Source organism: Rhodoferax saidenbachensis, from assembly GCF_031457975.1.
In the GTDB taxonomy this organism is placed as follows: domain Bacteria; phylum Pseudomonadota; class Gammaproteobacteria; order Burkholderiales; family Burkholderiaceae_C; genus Allorhodoferax; species Allorhodoferax saidenbachensis_A.
Window position 1 is genome coordinate 199433 of record NZ_JAVDXO010000007.1, and the last position, 20028, is coordinate 219460.

Annotated in this window: 19 protein-coding genes; 7 read left to right on the top strand and 12 right to left on the bottom strand. The window is 61.8% G+C overall.

Annotated features, from left to right (window positions below; all coding sequences use genetic code 11):
- Positions 1–21: 21 nt before the first annotated feature.
- The 3 genes from eno to J2X15_RS15505 are packed head-to-tail and all read right to left on the bottom strand — an operon-like array spanning position 22 to position 3887.
- Positions 22–1305 (bottom strand): phosphopyruvate hydratase, encoded by a 1284-nt coding sequence (gene eno, locus J2X15_RS15495; protein WP_310344335.1) that lies wholly within the window; start codon positions 1303–1305, stop codon positions 22–24.
- Between the two features lie 60 nt (positions 1306–1365).
- Positions 1366–2220 carry a 3-deoxy-8-phosphooctulonate synthase gene (gene kdsA, locus J2X15_RS15500; RefSeq protein WP_310344337.1) on the bottom strand — a complete coding sequence of 285 codons (855 nt, stop codon included), beginning with the start codon at positions 2218–2220 and terminating at the stop codon, positions 1366–1368.
- Entirely contained in the window at positions 2220–3887 is a 1668-nt protein-coding gene (locus J2X15_RS15505) for a CTP synthase (RefSeq protein WP_310344338.1), read from the bottom strand. Before J2X15_RS15505 ends, kdsA begins: the two co-directional genes overlap by 1 nt.
- Positions 3888–3976: 89 nt before the next feature.
- Here J2X15_RS15505 and coaBC point away from each other — a divergent pair, with 89 nt between their 5' ends.
- Together coaBC and dut are read left to right on the top strand one after the other, a co-directional pair.
- Positions 3977–5194, top strand: coding sequence for a bifunctional phosphopantothenoylcysteine decarboxylase/phosphopantothenate--cysteine ligase CoaBC (coaBC, locus tag J2X15_RS15510; protein WP_310344340.1), 1218 nt, complete (start codon positions 3977–3979; stop codon positions 5192–5194).
- Between the two features lie 9 nt (positions 5195–5203).
- The gene (gene dut, locus J2X15_RS15515) at positions 5204–5650 is read left to right on the top strand and encodes a dUTP diphosphatase (protein WP_310344342.1); all 447 of its coding nucleotides are present in this window, start codon (positions 5204–5206) and stop codon (positions 5648–5650) included.
- Positions 5651–5669: 19 nt separating this feature from the next.
- On the opposite strand, the gene J2X15_RS15520 is transcribed toward dut, so the two are convergent.
- On the bottom strand, positions 5670–6203 hold the full coding sequence (locus J2X15_RS15520; protein WP_310344344.1) for an FKBP-type peptidyl-prolyl cis-trans isomerase: 534 nt from the start codon (positions 6201–6203) through the stop codon (positions 5670–5672).
- Positions 6204–6216: 13 nt separating this feature from the next.
- On the opposite strand from J2X15_RS15520, the gene J2X15_RS15525 reads away from it, so the two are divergent.
- The gene (locus tag J2X15_RS15525) at positions 6217–7347 is read left to right on the top strand and encodes a JmjC domain-containing protein (protein ID WP_310344346.1); all 1131 of its coding nucleotides are present in this window, start codon (positions 6217–6219) and stop codon (positions 7345–7347) included.
- Positions 7340–7837, top strand: a complete 498-nt coding sequence (locus J2X15_RS15530) for a hypothetical protein (protein ID WP_310344348.1) — start codon at positions 7340–7342, stop codon at positions 7835–7837. The genes J2X15_RS15525 and J2X15_RS15530 overlap by 8 nt, the downstream gene beginning before the upstream one ends.
- A 142-nt stretch (positions 7838–7979) precedes the next feature.
- On the opposite strand, the gene J2X15_RS15535 is transcribed toward J2X15_RS15530, so the two are convergent.
- Genes J2X15_RS15535 through J2X15_RS15565 form a run of 7 tightly spaced genes read right to left on the bottom strand, consistent with a single transcriptional unit; the run spans position 7980 to position 13088 of the window.
- Positions 7980–8225, bottom strand: a complete 246-nt coding sequence (locus J2X15_RS15535) for a hypothetical protein (protein WP_310344349.1) — start codon at positions 8223–8225, stop codon at positions 7980–7982.
- A 31-nt stretch (positions 8226–8256) separates the two neighbouring features.
- Entirely contained in the window at positions 8257–9354 is a 1098-nt protein-coding gene (gene bamC / locus J2X15_RS15540) for an outer membrane protein assembly factor BamC (protein ID WP_310344350.1), read from the bottom strand.
- A 26-nt stretch (positions 9355–9380) separates the two neighbouring features.
- On the bottom strand, positions 9381–10277 hold the full coding sequence (gene dapA, locus J2X15_RS15545; protein WP_310344352.1) for a 4-hydroxy-tetrahydrodipicolinate synthase: 897 nt from the start codon (positions 10275–10277) through the stop codon (positions 9381–9383).
- A 34-nt stretch (positions 10278–10311) separates the two neighbouring features.
- Positions 10312–10902, bottom strand: coding sequence for a class I SAM-dependent methyltransferase (locus J2X15_RS15550; protein WP_310344354.1), 591 nt, complete (start codon positions 10900–10902; stop codon positions 10312–10314).
- On the bottom strand, positions 10899–11711 hold the full coding sequence (locus tag J2X15_RS15555; RefSeq protein WP_310344392.1) for an SDR family oxidoreductase: 813 nt from the start codon (positions 11709–11711) through the stop codon (positions 10899–10901). Before J2X15_RS15555 ends, J2X15_RS15550 begins: the two co-directional genes overlap by 4 nt.
- Before the next feature lie 22 nt (positions 11712–11733).
- Entirely contained in the window at positions 11734–11859 is a 126-nt protein-coding gene (locus tag J2X15_RS15560) for a hypothetical protein (RefSeq protein ID WP_310344356.1), read from the bottom strand.
- An 11-nt stretch (positions 11860–11870) separates the two neighbouring features.
- Entirely contained in the window at positions 11871–13088 is a 1218-nt protein-coding gene (locus J2X15_RS15565; protein ID WP_310344358.1) for an MFS transporter, read from the bottom strand.
- 125 nt (positions 13089–13213) lie between these two features.
- On the opposite strand from J2X15_RS15565, the gene J2X15_RS15570 reads away from it, so the two are divergent.
- Genes J2X15_RS15570 through parC form a run of 3 tightly spaced genes read left to right on the top strand, consistent with a single transcriptional unit; the run spans position 13214 to position 18453 of the window.
- Positions 13214–15184, top strand: coding sequence for a DNA topoisomerase IV subunit B (locus tag J2X15_RS15570; protein ID WP_310344360.1), 1971 nt, complete (start codon positions 13214–13216; stop codon positions 15182–15184).
- Positions 15185–15228: 44 nt separating this feature from the next.
- Complete coding sequence (locus J2X15_RS15575; protein ID WP_310344362.1) at positions 15229–16059, top strand: lytic transglycosylase domain-containing protein; 831 nt, start codon at positions 15229–15231, stop codon at positions 16057–16059.
- A 6-nt stretch (positions 16060–16065) separates the two neighbouring features.
- Complete coding sequence (gene parC, locus J2X15_RS15580) at positions 16066–18453, top strand: DNA topoisomerase IV subunit A (protein WP_310344364.1); 2388 nt, start codon at positions 16066–16068, stop codon at positions 18451–18453.
- A gap of 378 nt (positions 18454–18831) precedes the next feature.
- Here parC and J2X15_RS15585 read toward each other — a convergent pair whose 3' ends face one another.
- A complete protein-coding gene (locus tag J2X15_RS15585) occupies positions 18832–19911 on the bottom strand; it encodes an AraC family transcriptional regulator (RefSeq protein WP_310344367.1) in 1080 nt (359 codons plus the stop codon).
- Positions 19912–20028 lie beyond the last annotated feature (117 nt).

A 20028-nucleotide genomic window follows, 5' to 3' on the forward strand; every position in this document is an offset into this window, starting at 1 on the left:
GGCAGGGCGGCGGGTTGCGCTTTAGCGCAGGTTGTAGAAGGCAGCACGGCCCGGGTACACGGCCACATCACCCAAGTCTTCTTCGATGCGCAGCAACTGGTTGTACTTGGCCATGCGGTCCGAGCGGCTCAGCGAACCGGTCTTGATTTGCCCGGCGTTGGTGCCCACCGCAATGTCAGAGATGGTGGAGTCTTCGGTTTCGCCCGAACGGTGGCTGATCACGGCGGTGTAGCCAGCGCACTTGGCCATTTCAATGGCGGCGAAAGTTTCAGTCAGCGTGCCGATCTGGTTGATCTTGATCAGGATCGAGTTGGCGATGCCTTTGTCGATGCCTTCTTTCAGGATCTTGGTGTTGGTCACGAACAAGTCGTCACCCACGATCTGGACTTTTTTGCCCAAGCGGTCGGTCAGGATCTTCCAGCCGTCCCAGTCGCCTTCGGCCATGCCGTCTTCGATGCTGATGATGGGGTACTTGTCGACCCAGGTGGCCAGCATGTCGGTCCACTCCTGGTTCGACAGGACCAGGCCTTCGCCTGCCAAGTGGTACTTGCCGTCCTTGTAGAACTCGGAAGCCGCACAGTCCAGGCCCAGGGCGATTTGCTCGCCTGCCACATAGCCAGCCTTGTCAATCGCTTCCAGAATCATCTGGATGGCCGCTTCGTGGTTTTCTACGTTGGGGGCAAAGCCGCCTTCGTCGCCCACGGCGGTGCTGATGTCTTTGTCGTGCAGGATCTTCTTCAGCGCATGGAACACTTCGGCACCCCAGCGCAGTGCTTCGCGGAAGCTGGGTGCGCCCACGGGGATGATCATCAGCTCTTGCAGATCCAAGTTGTTGTTGGCGTGTTCGCCACCGTTGATCACGTTCATCATGGGCACGGGCATTTGCACGCTGCGCATGCCGCCAAAGTATCGGTACAGCGGCAAACCGGCTTCTTCGGCCGCAGCGCGCGCCACAGCCATGGAAACAGCCAGCATGGCGTTCGCACCCAGACGGCTCTTGTTCTCTGTGCCGTCCAAATCGATCAGGGTCTTGTCCAGGAACGCTTGCTCGGAAGCGTCCAGGCCCAGCACGGCCTCGGAGATTTCGGTGTTGATGTGTTCGACGGCCTTGAGCACGCCCTTGCCGAGGTAGCGCTTCTTGTCGCCGTCGCGCAGCTCGATGGCTTCGCGCGAACCGGTGGAGGCACCGGAGGGAACGGCTGCACGGCCCATCGTGCCGGATTCCAGCAGCACGTCGCATTCGACAGTGGGGTTGCCGCGGGAGTCCAGAATTTCGCGACCGACGATATCAACAATAGCGCTCATTGGTTTCTTTCAAGTTCAAAAACACACAAACAAAAACAGCAGACCGAATCATGCTCGCGACTACTCGAAACTGTTCTCCAGGAACGGGGTTTTTTTGGTTACGGAATCTAACGTAACCAGGGTTTCCAGCAAGGCCTTCATGTGGCGCAGCGGAACCGCATTGGGGCCGTCAGACCAGGCCTCGGCTGGGCGGGGATGGGTCTCCATGAAGAGCCCGGCCACGCCAGCTGCTACTCCAGCTCGGGCCAGCACGGGCACCATGTCGCGCGCACCACCGCTGGTGCCACCCAGGCCACCGGGCTTTTGCACCGAGTGGGTCACGTCGAACACCACCGGCGCACCCGACTTGCGCATTTCCGCCAGGCTGGTCATGTCAGCTACGAGGTTGTTGTAGCCAAAGCTCACACCGCGTTCACAGGCGAGGAAGCGGTCGGGCGACAGCCCGGCTTCTTCGGCGGCGGCACGTGCCTTGTCAATCACGTTCTTCATATCCCAGGGCGCGAGGAACTGGCCCTTCTTGATATTCACCGGCTTGCCGCTTTGTGCCACAGCGCGGATGAAGTCGGTCTGGCGGCACAGGAAGGCCGGCGTCTGCAGCACGTCCACCACGCTGGCGACTTCGGCCACATGGGATTCGTCATGCACATCCGTCAGGATGGGCAACTGAAGCTGGCGGCGGACCTCGTCCAGAATTTTCAGGCCAGCGTCCAGGCCAACGCCGCGCTTGCTGGTGCCGGAGGAGCGATTGGCCTTGTCGAAGGAGCCTTTGTAGATCAGGGGGATGCCCAAAGAGGTGCATGCTTCCTTGAGCTGGCCAGCCACCTCGATGGACATTTCCAGCCCTTCGATGGAGCAGGTGCCTGCGATCAGGAAGAAGCGATGCTGCAGTCCAGCGTCAAATCCACAGAGCTTCATCAGGCAACCGCTTTCAGATTCTTGCCTTCGGACTGGTGGTCTACCGCGGCCTTGATAAAGGCATTGAACAGCGGGTGGCCGTTCCAGGGCGTGGACTTGAATTCGGGGTGGAACTGCACGCCTACAAACCAGGGGTGCACGGCTTGCGGCAATTCCACGATTTCGGTGAGTTGTTCGCGCTGGGTCAGTGCAGAAATCACCAAACCTGCCTGGCGCAGCTGGTCCAGGTAGTTCACGTTGGCCTCATAGCGGTGGCGGTGGCGTTCGGTCACCACGTTGCCGTAGATCTTGTGGGCCAGCGTGCCCTTGGTCACGTCGGAACTTTGCGCGCCCAGGCGCATGGTGCCACCCAGATCGGAGTTGGCGTTGCGTGTCTTGATGGTGCCGTCCGCGTCCTTCCACTCGGTGATCAGTGCAATCACGGGGTTGGGGCTGTCGGGTTCGAACTCCGTGCTGTTGGCTTCCTTGAGGCCTGCCACATGGCGCGCGAACTCGATGGTCGCGACCTGCATGCCCAGGCAGATGCCCAAGTAAGGGACTTTGTTTTCGCGGGCGAAACGTGCCGTGCTGATCTTGCCTTCAATGCCGCGTTTGCCAAAGCCGCCGGGCACCAGGATGGCGTCGTACTTGGCCAGCTGGTTCACGCTGGCGGTATCGATGGTTTCGGAGTCCACATGCTCGATCTTCACGCGCACATGGTTCTTCATGCCAGCGTGGCGCAGCGCTTCGTTGACGGATTTGTAACTGTCTGTGAGGTCCACGTACTTGCCGACCATGGCAATGGTGACTTCGCCTTGGGGGTGTTCGGTTTCGTAGACCAAGTCGTCCCAGCGCTTGAGGTTGGCGGGCGGTGTGTTCAGGCGCAGCTTGTCGCAGATCAGGCCGTCCAGGCCTTGCTCGTGCAGCATGCGTGGCACCTTGTAGATGGTGTCCACGTCCCACATGGAAATCACGCCCCACTCCGGCACGTTGGAGAACAGCGAAATCTTCTGGCGTTCTTCGTCGGGGATTTGGCGGTCTGCACGGCACAGCAGCGCGTCGGCCTGGATACCGATTTCGCGCAGTTGCTTGGCGGTGTGCTGGGTGGGCTTGGTTTTGAGTTCGCCAGCGGCGGCGATCCAGGGCACATAACTCAGGTGCACAAACGCGCTGTTGTTGGGGCCGAGCTTCAAGCTCATCTGGCGCACGGCTTCGAGGAACGGCAGGGACTCGATATCACCCACGGTGCCCCCAATTTCCACAATCGCTACATCCACCGCGTCGGGTTCGCCAAAGCGCGCACCACGTTTCACAAACTCCTGGATTTCGTTGGTGACATGGGGGATGACCTGTACGGTCTTGCCCAGGTAGTCGCCACGGCGCTCTTTGTCGAGCACGCTCTTGTAGATTTGGCCGGTGGTGAAGTTGTTGGTTTTGCGCATGCGCGTTTCGATGAAACGCTCGTAGTGTCCAAGGTCCAGATCGGTTTCTGCGCCGTCGTCGGTGACAAACACCTCGCCGTGCTGCAGGGGCGACATGGTGCCGGGGTCTACATTGAGGTAGGGGTCAAGCTTGATGAGGGTGACTGTCAGGCCCCGCGATTCCAGAATCGCAGCTAAGGAGGCTGAGGCGATTCCCTTGCCAAGGGAAGACACCACACCGCCGGTGACGAAGACAAATTTGGTCATGTCAGGGGCGAACCTATGGGTTCGATGAGGTGGTAAAGCGAGATTATAGGCGTCTGCTACATTGCGGTCCTCGGCTCTAGAGGCACTCCATGGATTTATCAGGTAAACACATTGTTCTGGGGCTTACCGGCGGCATCGCCTGCTACAAGGCGGCTGAGCTGTGTCGTGCGCTGATCAAACAGGGCGCCACGGTACAAGTGGTGATGACCGATGCGGCCTCGCAATTCATCACGCCTGTGACCATGCAGGCGTTGAGCAACCGCCCGGTGTACGACTCGCAGTGGGATGCGCGCGAGCGCAACAACATGCCCCACATCAACCTGAGCCGCGAAGCCGATGCCATCCTGATTGCGCCTTGCAGCGCCGACTTTATGGCCAAGCTGCTGCACGGCCGTGCCGACGATCTGCTCAGCCTGATGTGCCTGGCCCGTCCCATCGAATCTGTGCCGCTGTTGATTGCCCCCGCCATGAACCGCGAGATGTGGGCGCACCCCGCTACCCAGAGAAATCTCGCGCAATTGCAGGCGGATGGCGCTACCTTGCTGGGCGTGGGTTCCGGGTTTCAGGCCTGTGGCGAAACCGGTGACGGACGCATGCTGGAGCCGCAGGAACTGTTGGAAGACGTGATTGCCTTCTTCCAACCCAAGGTACTGGCCGGCCAGCAGGTGCTGGTGACCGCGGGCCCCACCTTTGAGGCGATTGACCCGGTGCGCGGTATTACCAACCTGTCCAGTGGCAAGATGGGTTTTGCTATTGCCCGTGCCGCGCGCGAAGCGGGTGCGGATGTGACCCTGATTGCAGGCCCCGTGGCCTTGCCCACGCCACGTGGCGTACAGCGTGTGGACGTGAAATCTGCACAAAATATGCATCTGGCCTGCGTGGAATATGCGCGAGCAGCTACTATTTTTGTAGCAACTGCGGCCGTGGCCGACTGGCGCCCTGCGCAGGCATCGGATCAGAAAATCAAGAAAGATGGCTCCGGCAATGCCCCCGTGCTGGGCTTTGTCGAGAACGTGGACATCCTGTCCGAAATCGCCCATTCGCCACGTGCCACCAGCGGTGCGCTGTTCTGCGTAGGCTTTGCGGCCGAGAGCCATGACCTGCTGGCACATGCCACGGCCAAGCGTGCGCGCAAGGGTGTGCCGCTGCTGGTAGGTAACATCGGCCCCGCCACCTTTGGGCAAGACGACAACGCGCTGCTGCTGGTTGATGCCCAGGGCGCCCAAGAACTCCCCCGCAACTCCAAACTCGCGTTGGCACGGCAACTGGTTGCCGAAATTGCCAAACGCCAACGTGCCACCCACTGAACCCAGCCCATGAAAATTGACGTCAAAATCCTCGATAGCCGCCTGCACGACAACCTGCCTACCTATGCCACACCCGGCAGCGCAGGTCTGGACCTGCGCGCATGTCTGGACGCACCGCTGACCCTGGCGCCCAATGCCTGGCAGCTGGTGCCCACCGGCATGGCCATCTACCTGGAAGATCCGGCGTATGCGGCGCTGATCCTGCCGCGCTCGGGCCTGGGCCACAAGCACGGCATCGTGCTGGGCAATCTGGTGGGCTTGATTGACAGTGACTACCAGGGCCAGCTGATGGTGAGCGCCTGGAATCGCAGCACCGTGGAATTCACGATCCAACCCATGGAGCGTATCGCTCAGCTGATGATCGTGCCGGTGGTGCAGGCGCAGTTCAATGTCGTGAGTGAATTCCCCGCGTCCGAGCGCGGGGAGGGCGGCTACGGCTCGACCGGAAAGGCCTGAGCCGCTGCGGCATGCGGCTCTAGTGCAGTGTGTCGCTGCCGGGGGCAGAGGCGTGCACCGGCTGGATGCGGAAAAAGCCGGTGCCAGCGGTGCCACGGCCAATTTCTTCTTCGGTCGCTTCGCGCACCGATTCCACCTTCAGGCTGATGCGAATGGCAATGCCCGCCAACGGGTGGTTGCCGTCCAGCACCACGTGCTCTGGGTAAATGTCAGTGATCGTATAGAGCGCGTCTTTGGGGGCGTCCGGGTTGCAGCCTTCAGGCAGGGCATGGCCTTCCATGGTCAGGCCTTCTTGCAGCTCTGCGGGGAACAGGGCGCGCGGCTCCAGAAACAGCAGTTGGTCATTGAAGTCGCCAAACGCCTGCTCGGGTTCAATCTGAAGGTCCAGGGCGTCGCCCGCGATGTGGCCCTGCAGTGCCGCCTCGATCGGGGGAAGCAGGTCATTGCCGCCCAGCAAAAACTCCACTGGCTCGTCCAAAACGTCCAGTTCTTCGCCCAAAGTGTCTTTCAGCGTCCAGGTCAGGGCAACGACGCATTGTTGAGTAATTTCCATGCAGAATTGTCCCATGAACATCCAAGAACCCCTGCAACTCCTGGGCGGTTTGTCGCCGCAGACCTTTATGCAACGCCACTGGCAAAAGAAGCCGCTGGTCATCCGCCAGGCCATTCCGGGCTTTCAGCCTTTGCTGGACCGTCCCGAATTGCTCGATCTGGCAGCCCAAGAGGATGTGGAGTCTCGGCTGGTTGTGCAGGCATCTGCCAAAGGCTCCCCGAACTGGCGCTTCAAACACGGTCCCTTTGCCCGCAAAGCTTTGCCACCTTTCAAGCAGCCTGGGTGGACTTTGCTGGTTCAGGGCGTGGATTTGCACGACGAACGCGTGCATGCACTGATCAGCCAATTCCGCTTTGTGCCCGATGCGCGACTGGACGATGTGATGATCAGCTACGCCAGCGATGGCGGCGGCGTGGGGCCGCACTTTGACAGCTACGACGTGTTTTTGCTGCAGGCCCATGGCCGCCGTCGCTGGCGCATTGGCCGCCAGAAAGACCTGAGCCTGCAGCCCGATATGCCACTCAAGATCTTGGCGAATTTCGAACCAGAAGAGGAATTTGTGCTTGAACCTGGGGACATGCTGTACCTGCCCCCCAAGTACGCGCACGACGGCGTGGCCGAAGGCGAATGCATGACCTATTCCATTGGCTTTCGGTCGCCAGACCGGGCCGAACTGGCGCATGAGATTTTGCAGCGGCTGGCTGAGCAGGCTGTGGACGAGGTGAGCCCCAGTTTGTACCGCGACCCCAAGCAAGACGCAGTGGTCTACAGCGGTGCCATGCCCGCACCGCTATTGGACTTTGCCCAGGAAGCCTTGCATGCAGCCTTGCAAGACCCCAAGGCTGTGGCCCGCGCCCTGGGAGAGTACCTGAGCGAGCCAAAGGCGCAGGTCTGGTTTGATGGCGGTGATGGCGATGTGCAGGGCTCGGTGCGCTTGGACCGCAAAACCCGCATGCTCTACGACGCGGACCATGTGTTCATCAACGGTGAGAGTTTCAATGCGGCAGGCAAAGATGCTGCGCTGATGCAGCAGTTGGCCAATACCCGAGGATTGACTACAGTGGAGGTCAAGCGCCTGAGTGCTGGCGCACGTGTCTTGCTGGAAGACTGGTGCGCTTCAGGCTGGTTGCATCCCGATGACTGATACGACTCCCACACTATGGAGCGGCCCCTTTGCAGGGCCTTCGGAATTCTCGCAATTGCTGCGCGACGCGCTGGCGCGTGCTGCCGAGGAAGGTTGGCTCAACATGGTGTGGAGCGATGCAGACTTCAATGACTGGCCGCTGCGGGAAAAGGAGGTAGTTGAGTCTTTGCATGCCTGGTCGCGCAAAGGAGGGCGCTTGACGATGCTGGCACGCAGCTATGACGGAGTGCTACGGAATCAGCCCCGGTTTGTGCAGTGGCGCGGGCTTTGGGATCACCTCATTGAATGCAGGGTTTGCAAGCATCTGGATGTGAGCGAATTTCCCAGTGCGCTGTGGACGCCCGCTTGGGCTATGCGCCGCTTGGATGTGACGCGCAGTGCGGGCGTGGCAGGTGCGGAACCACAGCGCAGAGTGCTGCTACGCGAAGAGTTGGAAGAGTGCCGGCGGCAGAGTTCTCCCGGATTTCCGGCAACTATTTTGGGCCTATAAATGGGGCAAGAGGGTTTACCCGTGGGCACCAATTTGGGTCTTGTATAATTTACAACTCTGGTGAAAAGAAATCGAACGCTTTTTGTCAGGGCTGGCCGGCTTGCTGGTTAGACAATTTCCGGAAATTGTTTCGTTAACTCACTTAGTTTTTAAAAATGAACAAATCTCTCGTTTTGGCAGCCGTGATCGCTGCCGCTGCCCTGGCTGCTTGCGGTAAAAAAGAAGAAGCTCCTGCTGCTGCTCCCGCAGCTGCTGCTCCTGCACCCGCTGCAGCTCCTGCTGCTGAAGCTCCTGCTGCTGCTCCTGCAGCCGCTGCTGCTTCCGAGCCAGCAAAGCAATAATCTGCTTGCAGATGAAAAAAAACCACCGCAAGGTGGTTTTTTTTCATCCCTATGCTGCCCAAAGCAGCCTAGGTAGGATCACTTGATATCGTCAGCAATCACTTTGACGATGCGTTGGGCGACGGCAGAGGTTTCTGGTGCCCCAGCGGCATCCAGCACATTCACGGTGGAACTCTCACCCTGGCTGCGCACGGCGATCTGGTACTTGGCGGGTGGGGCGGTTTTGCCAGAGCCGCTGAACAGTTTGCTAAAGAATCCGGGTTCTGAATTTTCCGAGGTGGCCGCCACATAGCGCACAAAGTAAATGCCCTGTTTACGGTCCCGGTCTTCCACAGTGAAGCCCGTGCGGTCCAGCGCCAGGCCGACGCGACGCCAGGCGCGATCAAATCCTTCTTCCAGCAAGACAGCGGGTTGGCCGTTCACGGTGCTCACGGTGGCTGTGGGCTTGGCGGTACTGGCAGCAACTTGGGCCTTTGCTTGTTCCGGAGTCATGCCAAGCTTGACCATCAGGCGGCGCAGAAACTCTGCCTCGAGTTCCGGGTCGGCAGGGCGTGGTTGCCACATAGTCTGCTTGTCGCCTGTAGCGGTTGCGCCCGTGTTGGTGTAAACCTCTTGCATGCCGCGGTGGCTGATAAAAATCTCGCTATTGCCGTTGGCATCTCGTTCAATACGGGTGCGAAATTTGTCGCGTTCGCCGGTCGAGTACAGCGAGTCCAGCAGCTTGCCCAGTGTGGCGCGGATCAGATCTTGCGGAATCTTGGCGCGGTTCTCGGCCCAGTCGGTTTCCATGATGCCGAGATTGCTTTGGTCCATGGCCAGCAGAAAGCCGTTTTCCTGCCAAAAGTCTTTCACCGGTTCCCATAGTTTTTCGGCAGGGCGATTGACCACCAGCCAGCGCTGATTGCCTGCACGCTCAATCCGCACATCACCCACCGCGAGTGCCGCAATAGGCGCCTTGTTGGTGGCGGCCTGGTTGGCCTGGTAGCCGGAGGCGGATACGGCACCGCCGATCACGGTGTAGCGGGTGTCTTTGGACAACTGGGTCAAGTCCGGTGGAATGTCCAGCGAAGGCGCTTTGGCCGTGCTGCGGTAGTCAACCTTGTCGGATTCCAGGGCCGAGCAGCCCCCCAGCGCGACGGCCGCAGCCAGCAGAAAAACTTTGGAAGTGGAATTCACGAATGTCCTAGAACGGTAAGGGAGACTTAAATCAGTCCGGCGGCTTGGAGTACCTTCTCCACGACAGGCTGATTGGCCGCCGTGAGCTGGGTCAAAGGCAGGCGCAGGGCCTGTTCGGAAAGGCCCATGCGGGCCACGGCCCACTTCACGGGGATGGGGTTGGATTCGACAAACAGCGCCTTGTGCAGGGGCAGAAGTTGCAGCTGAATTTCCATGGCGCGGGCCACATTGCCAGCAATCGCGGCCACGCACAGCTCATGCATCAGGCGGGGCGCCACGTTGGCGGTCACGCTCACGTTGCCATGGCCACCACACAGCATCAAAGCCACGGCGGTGGGGTCATCGCCCGAATAGATGGAGAAATGCTTGGGAGCTTCCTTGATCAGCCACTGCGCACGTTCGATGTTGCCGGTCGCTTCCTTGATACCGATGATGCCGGGCACTTCTGCCAGACGCAGCACGGTGTCATGGGCCATATCGGCGACTGAGCGGCCGGGCACGTTGTACAGAACGATGGGCAGGTCGCCAGTGGCTTCGGCAATCGCCTTGAAGTGCTGGAACTGGCCTTCTTGTGTAGGTTTGTTGTAGTAAGGGACGACTTGCAGCTGGCAATCCGCGCCCACGCCCTTGGCAAATTTGGCCAAGGCAATGGCTTCGCGCGTGGAGTTGCCACCGCAACCTGCCATGATGGGCACGCGACCAGCCGCCTGCTCGACGGACACGCGGATGATTTCGCAATGCTCTTCCACGCTCACGGTGGGGGACTCGCCGGTGGTGCCGACCACGCCAATGCAGTCGGTGCCTTCGGCAATGTGCCAGTCGATCAACTTGCGCAGCGCGGGGTAGTCCACGGAGCCATCGTCGAGCATCGGGGTAATGAGGGCTACGATGCTGCCCCGGATCGGACCTGTAGAAGCGTTCATGTCGTGTGGATGGTTCAGTAAACGGGCATTTTAACTAGAGTGTGTAGCGGCCCGGCAGAGCCCCGGATGTCTCGGGGGTAAAGCTGGGTAATGGGCTGTGTACGGCCGCGATACGTTGAACGAACCGCGGCGGCTGGTCGAGGTAGCCGTTTTCATAGGCCACCACTTGCAAACCCGCGCAGGCGCGGAGCAATTCGCCAGGCTGAAGCAGGAAGTCGGGCCGGCTCGGCCGCCCAACGGTCTCGTTACCAGCGGCAAATGTCTCGTACAGCAGCACACCGCCGGGTGCCACGCTGGCCACCAGTGTGGGCAGGAGGGCCCGCCACAGGTAATTGGTGACCACGACGGCGCCAAATTGCTGGGGTTGTTGGCCTCGTACCAGAGGCCAAGGCGCATTTTCGATGTCAGCCTGAATCAAGGTGGTGTGGGGAACGCGCTGCGCTGCCACGCTGATGTCGCGGTCTATGCCGGTGACGGCGTGGCCCCGTCGGAGAAACCACTCCAGGTGTCGGCCCGCGCCGCAGGCCACGTCCAGCACTGTTGCGTTCGCGGCCAGCAGATGGCTCCAGCGTTGGACCCAAGGTGAAGCGCTGAGGCTGCCGTGTTCGGCTATCTCCGGCGTCATTGCGGTTTGACGTGGTCTTTGAGGGCCGCCAGCGCCATCTTCTCCACGAGGCCGGGCAGCAGCAGCTTCACAAAGCGGCCCAGCTTGCCCTTGGTGGTCATCACCACTTCACGCTGGCGACTGGCCATTCCGTCCAGAATCAGCCGCGCGCATTCTTCCACCGTCATCGCGTCATCTTCTTTCAAGCCGCTGGAGCCTGCGGCCTGGCCGGTCGCGTTCAGGCCCCGGCTGCGGATATTGGTGAGCACCACGCCGGGGTAGGCGGTGGTCACACTCACGCCAGCGCCGCGCAACTCGGTGCGCAGCGCCTCAAAGAAACCTGCCATGGCGAATTTGGACGCGCTATAGGCGGTGCGCCCCGGTACACCCACCAATCCGGCCAGCGACGACACGGCCACGATATGGCCCTGGCTGGCTTTGAGATGTGGCAGGGCGGCATGGGTGCACCACACGCTACCCCACAGGTTGATGCGCATGAGTTGCTCATACCAGCCCAGGTCTTCCGCCTTCACGTCGCTGAACAGGGCCTGGGCCGAGATGCCCGCGTTGTTGACCAGTGCGTCCACTCGGCCAAAACGCTCCACGGTCTGCTCCACCAGGTGGCGGCATTGGGCTTCTACCGACACATCGGTGGGGACCACCAGCACTTGGGCACCCAGCGCGGTGCATTGCAGGGCCACGGTGTTGAGCAATTCGGCGTTGCGTGCAGCCAGCACCAGCGCCGCTTTGGCGCCGTGCTGGCGGGCCAGCTGACGCGCCATTTCGGCGCCAATGCCGTCGGAGGCGCCGGTGATGATGGTGGTGTTCAGGCTATCGGCCATGTTGTGTTGATTAAAAACAGGCCCAGACCTGGTTGGCCAACTGGACCAGAAAGTCGGGCTGGGTATACAAATAGAAGACCCCCGTCAGCGCCAGCAGGGCGATGGTTCCGACGGCAAGGCGGGCGGATGGGCGCATCGCAGTGAGACTTAGGCGGCGGCTGGTGCCACGCGCTGGATGGGGGCTTCGCGCACCGGCAGGTTCACCAGCGCCGCAAACACGCCCAATGCGATGGCGATGTACCAGACGATGTCGTAGCTGCCGGTCTTGTCGTACAAAAATCCACCCAACCACACGCCCATGAAGGAACCGATCTGGTGGCTGAAGAACACAAAACCGCCCAGCATGGACAGGTGCGCCACACCAAAAATCTGCGCCACCGTGGCATTGGTGGGCGGAATGGTGGACAGCCACAGCAGGCCCATGACAGAAGAAAACACGTAAACGCTGGCGGGTGTTAAGGGCACGAGCAGAAACACGCTGATGGCGACGGCACGTGCGAGGTAAATGAAAGCGAGGATGTTTTTCTTGGGCATTTTCTGGCCCAGCACGCCTGCGGCGTAGGTGCCAAACACATTGAACAGGCCAATCAGCGCCAGCGCGTAGCTGGCCACCTGGGGCGAGAGGCCCTTGTCTTTCAGGTAGCTGGGCATGTGCACGCCAATGAACACCACCTGGAAGCCGCAAACAAAGTAGCCCGCCATCAGCAGCTGGAAGCTGGGGTACTTGAAGGCCTCGCGCAGGGCTTGGACGATGGATTGCTCACGTTTGGGGGCGGTATTGCCTACAAAGCCGGGTTCTTTCAAACCCCAGGCCAGTGGAATCATGAGCAAGGGCGCCGCGCCCAGGATCACCAGTGCCTCTTGCCAGCCCATGTGGCCGATCAAGAAGCCCTCGGTCGGTACCATCAAAAACTGGCCGAAAGAGCCCGCGGCGGCAGCCACCCCCATGGCCCAAGAGCGCTTGTCGGCCGACACATTGCGGCCAATCACGCCATAAATCACAGCATAGGTGGTGCCGGCCTGGGCCGTGCCAATCAGCACGCCGCTGGCCAGGGTGAACAGCAGCGGGGTGCTGGCGTAGGCCATGCCCACCAGCCCGAGCGCGTACAGCACAGCACCCACCAGGATCACGCGGAAGGCGCCAAACCGGTCGGCTGCCATGCCAGCAAAGATGCCGGTCAATCCCCAGGTCAGGTTCTGGATGGCAATGGCGAAGGCGAAGGTCTCTCGCGTCCAGCCCTGGGCTTGGGTGATGGGCTGCAGCCACAGGCCAAAGCCATGGCGTATGCCCATGGACAGGGTGACGATGGTGGCGCCGCAGGCCAGAACCTGGGCGATGGAAAGCGGTTTGCTGGGTTGTGTCATCCGTGCACTGTAGCCAGTTTGCCGGGCCGTTGCTGAAGCCGCAGTGACAGAAGGGGTGGGTAAAGGATCGGTATTTCTGTATGCATATACAGGTAATTCAATCCCCCGCACTACAATGGAAGGCTATGGCAGTGAAACCAACCCCCGAATATTCCGAAGCGTCGATCCGCGTGCTCAAGGGCCTGGAGCCTGTGAAACAGCGCCCGGGCATGTACACCCGCACCGACAACCCCTTGCACGTCATCCAGGAAGTCCTGGACAACGCCGCCGACGAGGCGCTGGCCGGGCACGGCAAAAAAATCAAGGTCACCCTGCATGCCGATGGCTCGGTGGGCATTGAGGACGATGGCCGCGGCATCCCGTTTGGCATGCACCCGGAAGAGAAGGCCCCAGTGATCGAACTGGTCTACACCCGTCTGCACGCGGGCGGTAAGTTCGACAAGGGCTCGGGCGGCGCCTACAGCTTCTCGGGTGGCCTGCACGGCGTGGGCGTGTCCGTCACCAACGCCTTGGGCAAACGGCTGGAAGTCACCACCTACCGCGAGGGCTCGGTGGCCCACATCGTGTTCGAGGGCGGCGACGTGACCGAGGCCCTGCAAGTGCGCAAGGCCGGCGAGGGTGACCGCAAGCAGGGCACCACGGTGCGCGTCTGGCCGGATCCCAAGTATTTCGAGTCCGCCGTGCTGCCCATGGGCGAGCTGACCCACCTGCTGCGCAGCAAGGCCGTGCTGATGCCTGGCGTCAGCGTCACGCTGGTGAACGAAAAAACCAAGGACAGCCAGAACTGGCTCTATAAGGGCGGCCTCAAAGACTATTTGATGCAAACCCTGAATGGCGACCCCGTCATCCCACTGTTCGATGGCGAAGGCTTTGCCGACAGCCAGAGCGACAACTTCGCCGAAGGCGAGGGCGCCAGCTGGTGCGTGGCCTTTACCGAAGACGGTGCGCCGGTGCGCGAGAGCTATGTGAACCTGATCCCGACCAGCGCCGGTGGCACGCACGAGAGCGGGCTGCGTGACGGCCTGTTTACCGCGGTCAAAAGTTTTATCGAGCTGCACAGCCTGCTGCCCAAAGGCGTAAAGCTGATGCCGGAAGACGTGTTCGCCCGCGCCAGCTACGTGCTGAGCGCCAAGGTGCTGGACCCGCAGTTCCAGGGCCAGATCAAGGAGCGTCTGAACTCGCGCGATGCGGTGCGCCTGGTGTCCAGCTTTGTGCGCCCCACGCTGGAGCTGTGGCTGAACCAGCACGTGGACTACGGCAAAAAGCTGGCCGAACTGGCCATCAAGGCCGCACAGACCCGCCAAAAGGCCGGCCAGAAGGTGGAGAAGCGCAAGAGCAGCGGCGTGGCCGTGCTGCCCGGCAAGCTGACCGACTGCGAAAGCAAGGACATTGCCTACAACGAAGTGTTTCTGGTGGAGGGCGACTCTGCTGGCGGCAGCGCCAAGATGGGCCGCGACAAGGAAAACCAGGCCATCCTGCCGCTGCGCGGCAAGGTGCTCAACACCTGGGAGGTGGACCGCGACCGCCTGTTTGCCAACACCGAAATCCACGACATTTCGGTCGCCATCGGCGTGGATCCGCATGGCCCCAACGACACGCCAGACCTGAGCGGCCTGCGTTACGGCAAGGTTTGCATCCTGAGTGATGCGGACGTGGACGGCTCGCATATCCAGGTGCTGCTGCTGACCCTGTTCTTCCGCCATTTCCCCAAACTCATCGAGACCGGCCACGTGTTTGTGGCGCGCCCGCCGTTGTTCCGCGTGGATGCGCCGGCCCGTGGCAAAAAGCCCGCCAGCAAGGCCTATGCGCTGGACGAAGGCGAACTCACCGCCATTCTGGACAAGCTGCGCAAGGAAGGTGTGCGCGAAGGCGCCTGGTCCATCAGCCGCTTCAAGGGCCTGGGTGAAATGAATGCTGAACAGCTATGGGACACCACGCTGAACCCCGACACCCGCCGTCTGCTGCCCGTGGCACTGGGCGCCATCGACTTTGGCGCGACGGAATCACTGATCACCAAGCTCATGGGCAAGGGTGAGGCCGCTGCGCGGCGCGAGCTCATGGAACTGCATGGCGACTCGGTGGAGATCGACGTCTGATTGCTATGAAAAGAATAGCTGCTTGCGCACTGTTGATGGGGGCTATGGCCTCATTTCATGCCCAGGCGGACGTTTGGGTGTGGGTGGACGAACAGGGTCGCAGCTACTTCTCTGACCAGCAGGTGGACGAGCGCTACACCTTGTTTTACCGTGCACCGGTGCAGTCTGCCGCCCCGGGCGCTACCGCGCCTGTGGCACCCGCAGCGCCCGGCGTGAACCCCAAGCTGGCCGAGTTTTTTGAGTCCTCGCCGCGCTATCGCAAGATACAGCCCCTGCTCAAGGACGCCGCCGCACGCTACCGGGTGGACTACGAGCTGCTGCAGGCCCTGGTGGCTGCCGAGTCGGGGTTTGATGCCGACGCGGTTTCGTCCAAGGGCGCCATTGGCCTCATGCAGGTGATGCCAGACACGGCGCGCCGCTTTGGCGTGGATGGCGACCGCCGGCGCTCGGTGGAGTCCAAGCTGACTGACCCCAAGACCAATATCAACCTGGGTACGCGCTACCTGCGGCTGCTGATGGACATGTTCCCCGGCAAGCTGGACTTGGCCCTGGCCTCGTACAACGCAGGCGAGGGCGCGGTACAGCGCGCGGGCAACAAGGTGCCCAACTTCAAGGAAACCCAGAACTACGTGGCCACCGTGGGCGAGCTGTATACCGCGCTCAAACCCGTGCCCGTGGCCCAGGTGAACAAGACGGCATCTGGCCGCGTGAAAGCCACCTATGGCGAGGGCTACGTGATGGCCGGCGCCCGTGATCCCTATATTTTGAAAGCGCCCGGCGCTCAGGGCGTGGCCCTGGGCGGTGCCGTTGGCCGCGGCAACATGGTGGCGCCCCTGTTGCGCCCGCCTGCGCCGGACACCCCGATAGCTGACTGAAGAAACATGACTGACCAAACCACGCTTGATCTGATCCCCGAACCCGCCGCCCCTGGCGATGACAGCGAACTGAACCTGGCCACCTACGCCCAGCGCGCCTACCTTGAATACGCACTCTCTGTCGTCAAGGGCCGTGCACTGCCCGACGTATGCGATGGCTTGAAGCCCGTGCAGCGCCGCATTCTGTACAGCATGTCGCGCATGGGGCTGGGTTTTGGCGGCGCCAATGGCAACGCCGGTGCCAAGCCGGTGAAAAGCGCCCGCGTGGTCGGCGATGTGCTGGGCCGCTTCCACCCGCACGGCGACCAGTCGGCGTATGACGCGCTGGTGCGCATGGCGCAAGACTTTTCGCAGCGCTATCCACTGGTCGATGGCCAGGGCAACTTTGGATCGCGTGACGGTGACGGCGCCGCGGCCATGCGCTACACCGAGGCGCGCCTGGCCAAGATCACCACACTGTTGCTCGAAGAAATCGACCAGGGCACGGTGGACTTTCAGCCCAACTACGATGGCTCTACCGAAGAGCCCTGCCAACTGCCCGCACGCCTGCCGTTCAGCCTGCTCAATGGCGCCAGCGGCATTGCCGTGGGCCTGGCCACCGAAATTCCCAGCCACAACCTGCGCGAGATTGCCGATGCCTGCGTGGCACTCATCAAGACGCCCGCGTTGTCGGATGCCGATCTGTACACGCTGATCCCCGGCCCAGACTTCCCCGGTGGCGGCCAGATCATCAGCCCCGCGCAAGACATTGCCGATGCCTACCGCACGGGTCGCGGCAGCCTCAAGGTGCGTGCGCGCTGGAAGATTGAAGACCTGGCGCGCGGCCAGTGGCAACTGGTGGTGACCGAGCTGCCGCCCGGCGTGAGCAGCCAGCGCGTGCTGGAAGAAATCGAAGAGCTGACCAACCCCAAGGTCAAGGCCGGCAAGAAGGCGTTGTCGCAAGAGCAAACCCAGCTCAAGGCCAGCATCCTGAGCGTGCTGGACGTGGTGCGCGACGAATCGAACAAGGACGCCATGGTGCGCCTGGTGTTCGAGCCCAAGACCAGCCGCATTGAACAGCAGGAGCTGATCACCGCGCTGTTGGCCCACACCAGCCTGGAGACCTCCTCGCCGATTAACCTGACCATGGTGGGGCTGGATGGACGGCCCACGCAGAAGTCGCTGCGCCAGATGCTGACTGAATGGATCAGCTTCCGCCAGACGACGATTGAGAAGCGCAGCCGCCACCGCCTGGGTAAGGTGCTGGACCGCATCCATATTCTGGAAGGTCGGCAGACCGTTCTGCTGAACATCGACGAAGTGATTGCCATCATTCGCCAGTCGGACGAACCCAAGGCCGCGCTGATTGAGCGCTTCAAATTGAGCGACCGTCAGGCCGAAGACATTCTTGAAATCCGCCTGCGCCAACTCGCGCGGTTGGAAGCCATCAAGATCGAGCAAGAGCTGGCTGAGTTGCGTACCGAGCAGGGCAAGCTGGAAGAGATTCTGGGCAGCCCCGCTGCACTGCGCCGCCTCATGGTGAAAGAGATTGAGGCTGACGCCAAGGTGTTCGCCGACCCACGCCGCACACTCATTCAGACCGAGAAAAAGGCCGTGGCCGAAGTCAAGGTGGTGGACGAGCCGGTGACCGTGGTGATCAGTGAAAAAGGCTGGGTGCGTGCCCGCACGGGCCACGGCCACGAGGCGTCCACCTTCGCCTTCAAGGCCGGTGATGGCCTGTACGGCACGTTTGAATGCCGCAGTGTGGACACGCTCTTGGTGTTTGGCTCCAACGGACGCATCTACTCGGTGGCCGTATCGCTGCTGCCCGGTGGCCGTGGCGATGGCCAGCCGGTCACCACGCTGATCGAACTGGAAAGCGGCACGCAAATCCTGCATTACTTTGCCGGACCCGCTGCGGCCACGCTGCTGCTGTCCAGCTCGGGCGGCTACGGCTTCATCGCCAGCGTGGACAACATGATTTCGCGCCAGAAGGCCGGCAAGGCCTTTGTTGGGGTGGGCGAGGGCGAAACCCTGTGCGCTCCATCGCTGGTGGCCGGTGCACAAGGCAAGGTCACCGTGGCGGGTACCGCCGCCGCGGTAGTGGCGCCCGCCACCCACGTGGCCTGCGCGTCCACGCTGGGCCGCATCCTCACGTTCGAGATCACGGAACTCAAGACCATGGAGAAGGGCGGCCGCGGCCTGATGCTCATCGACCTGGAAGCCAAGGACACCCTGGCAGGCGCTGCCGCCTATACCCGCAGCATCCGCATCGACGGCATTGGCCGCGGTGGCAAAGAGCGCGACGAGACGCTGGAAATCCGCAGCCTGAACAACGCCCGTGCTGCACGTGGGCGTAAGGGCAAGGCGGCGGACTTGGGCTTCAAGCCTTCGGGGATTACACGGGTGGAATGAAAGGATGCTGCGCGGTCGCTACTGATTTAGGAGCTGCTCGCGCAGGTTCTACGGGGACTAGAGGCCTATTTCTTGAATTCTCGGCTGAACTGTGAGGCGCTTTCATGGCCCACACGTAGTGCTGTCGTTTGCGCACTCAGGCCTTCATTGACCGGCGCCGGCCGAAACGATCGCGACGGGGTCCGCCGCAAAAAATCCGCCGGTAGGATTTTCTTCCTGTCCACCGCATGCCCCTGCCTGAACATGCAGACATATTGCTGGGCGAACAAGCGCCGCTGGACGAAGTCGGCCTTGAGTTGGGGGCGCCGTCTGCGGCCCAACTCACGCATTAGGCCAACAACCGACCTACTCGGCAGTCCAGATGCAGGCCGCGAATTCTCAAGCGTGAAGACTCGACCCGCCACCGGCCTTTGAATGCGCCAATCGAACGGCCCGTGGCGTCGATCCGGTCCAAGTTTGGAACGCCCGCACGAAGGAGCTGCGGTCCTCGAAGCCGAGCAGGAACGATATCTCCGTGCTGGACAGTGCCGAGTTGTGCAGGTAGTGGTGCGCAAGCGAATTGCGCAGGGCGTCGAGCGTCTGCTGGAAGCTGCTCCCCTCCTCTTGCAACCTGCGCTGCAGGGTGCGCTTGCTGACGCCGAGCTTTTTGCACACGCTCGGCATGGATAACTCGCCGGCGGGCAGGGCCTCGAGCAGGGCACTGCGCAGACGTTCAACGGTGCTAGCGTGTTTCTCTAGGTTGGCCAGGCGCTGTCGAAGCGCCGGTTCGAAGAACTTCCACATGCCATGGTTCGCCGTGAGGAACGGGCGCTGCGTGTCTTCTGCCGCGAACACCACGGTGGGCGCGGGCAGGTCTTCCACTGGAACGCCGAACCAGGTGGCGTAGGCGCGCGCATCACTGGCCGACAGGTCGGGTGTGGGCCATCCCACGCGCAGCGGGTGCAACGGGCTGCGCGTGCCCACGCGCGCGAGTTGCACGAGGAAGACAAGCTTGAACGCCACGAGCACGCGTGGTGGCGTCAGCTCGCGGTCGAGGAACTCCAGCACGGCTGTGGTGCGGCGTGGGTCGCGCTCGAGCTTCAGCGCCACCGGCCCGCTCTTGTATTTGGCGAGGCGGTCGAGCGCACCGTTCATGTCTTCACTGCACAGGGCGACGAAGAGTTCTGGATTGAACCAGTCGGTTGACATCTTCTGCGCAAAGCGCAACGGCGCCGGGCCGCCGGCGTTCCCGGCTTCCTCATCGATGGCGTCCCAGAGCCGGAAGTAGGTTGCGGCGTCGAGTCGGACACTTTCGCGTGCGAACAGGTCACCCGGCAATTTCGCACGGCGCAGCACGTTGGCGCCGTTCACCCCGGCGTCTTGCATCATGACTCGCCAACTGGACCAGACCGAGAAGGTGCGGGCGTGGGCGAGGCGGTCGTTGGGTGCTGTCAGGTCGTCGGTACGTGCGTATGGCATGTGTCGAGTCTAGGTTGCGCATCGCGCCAGCGCAACGGCCGATCGCGCCAAGCAGGCGGCGGGTTCGTTGGCGCGTTTGGCTGCAACTATGGCGCCATTGGCGATTGTGCGTGGACC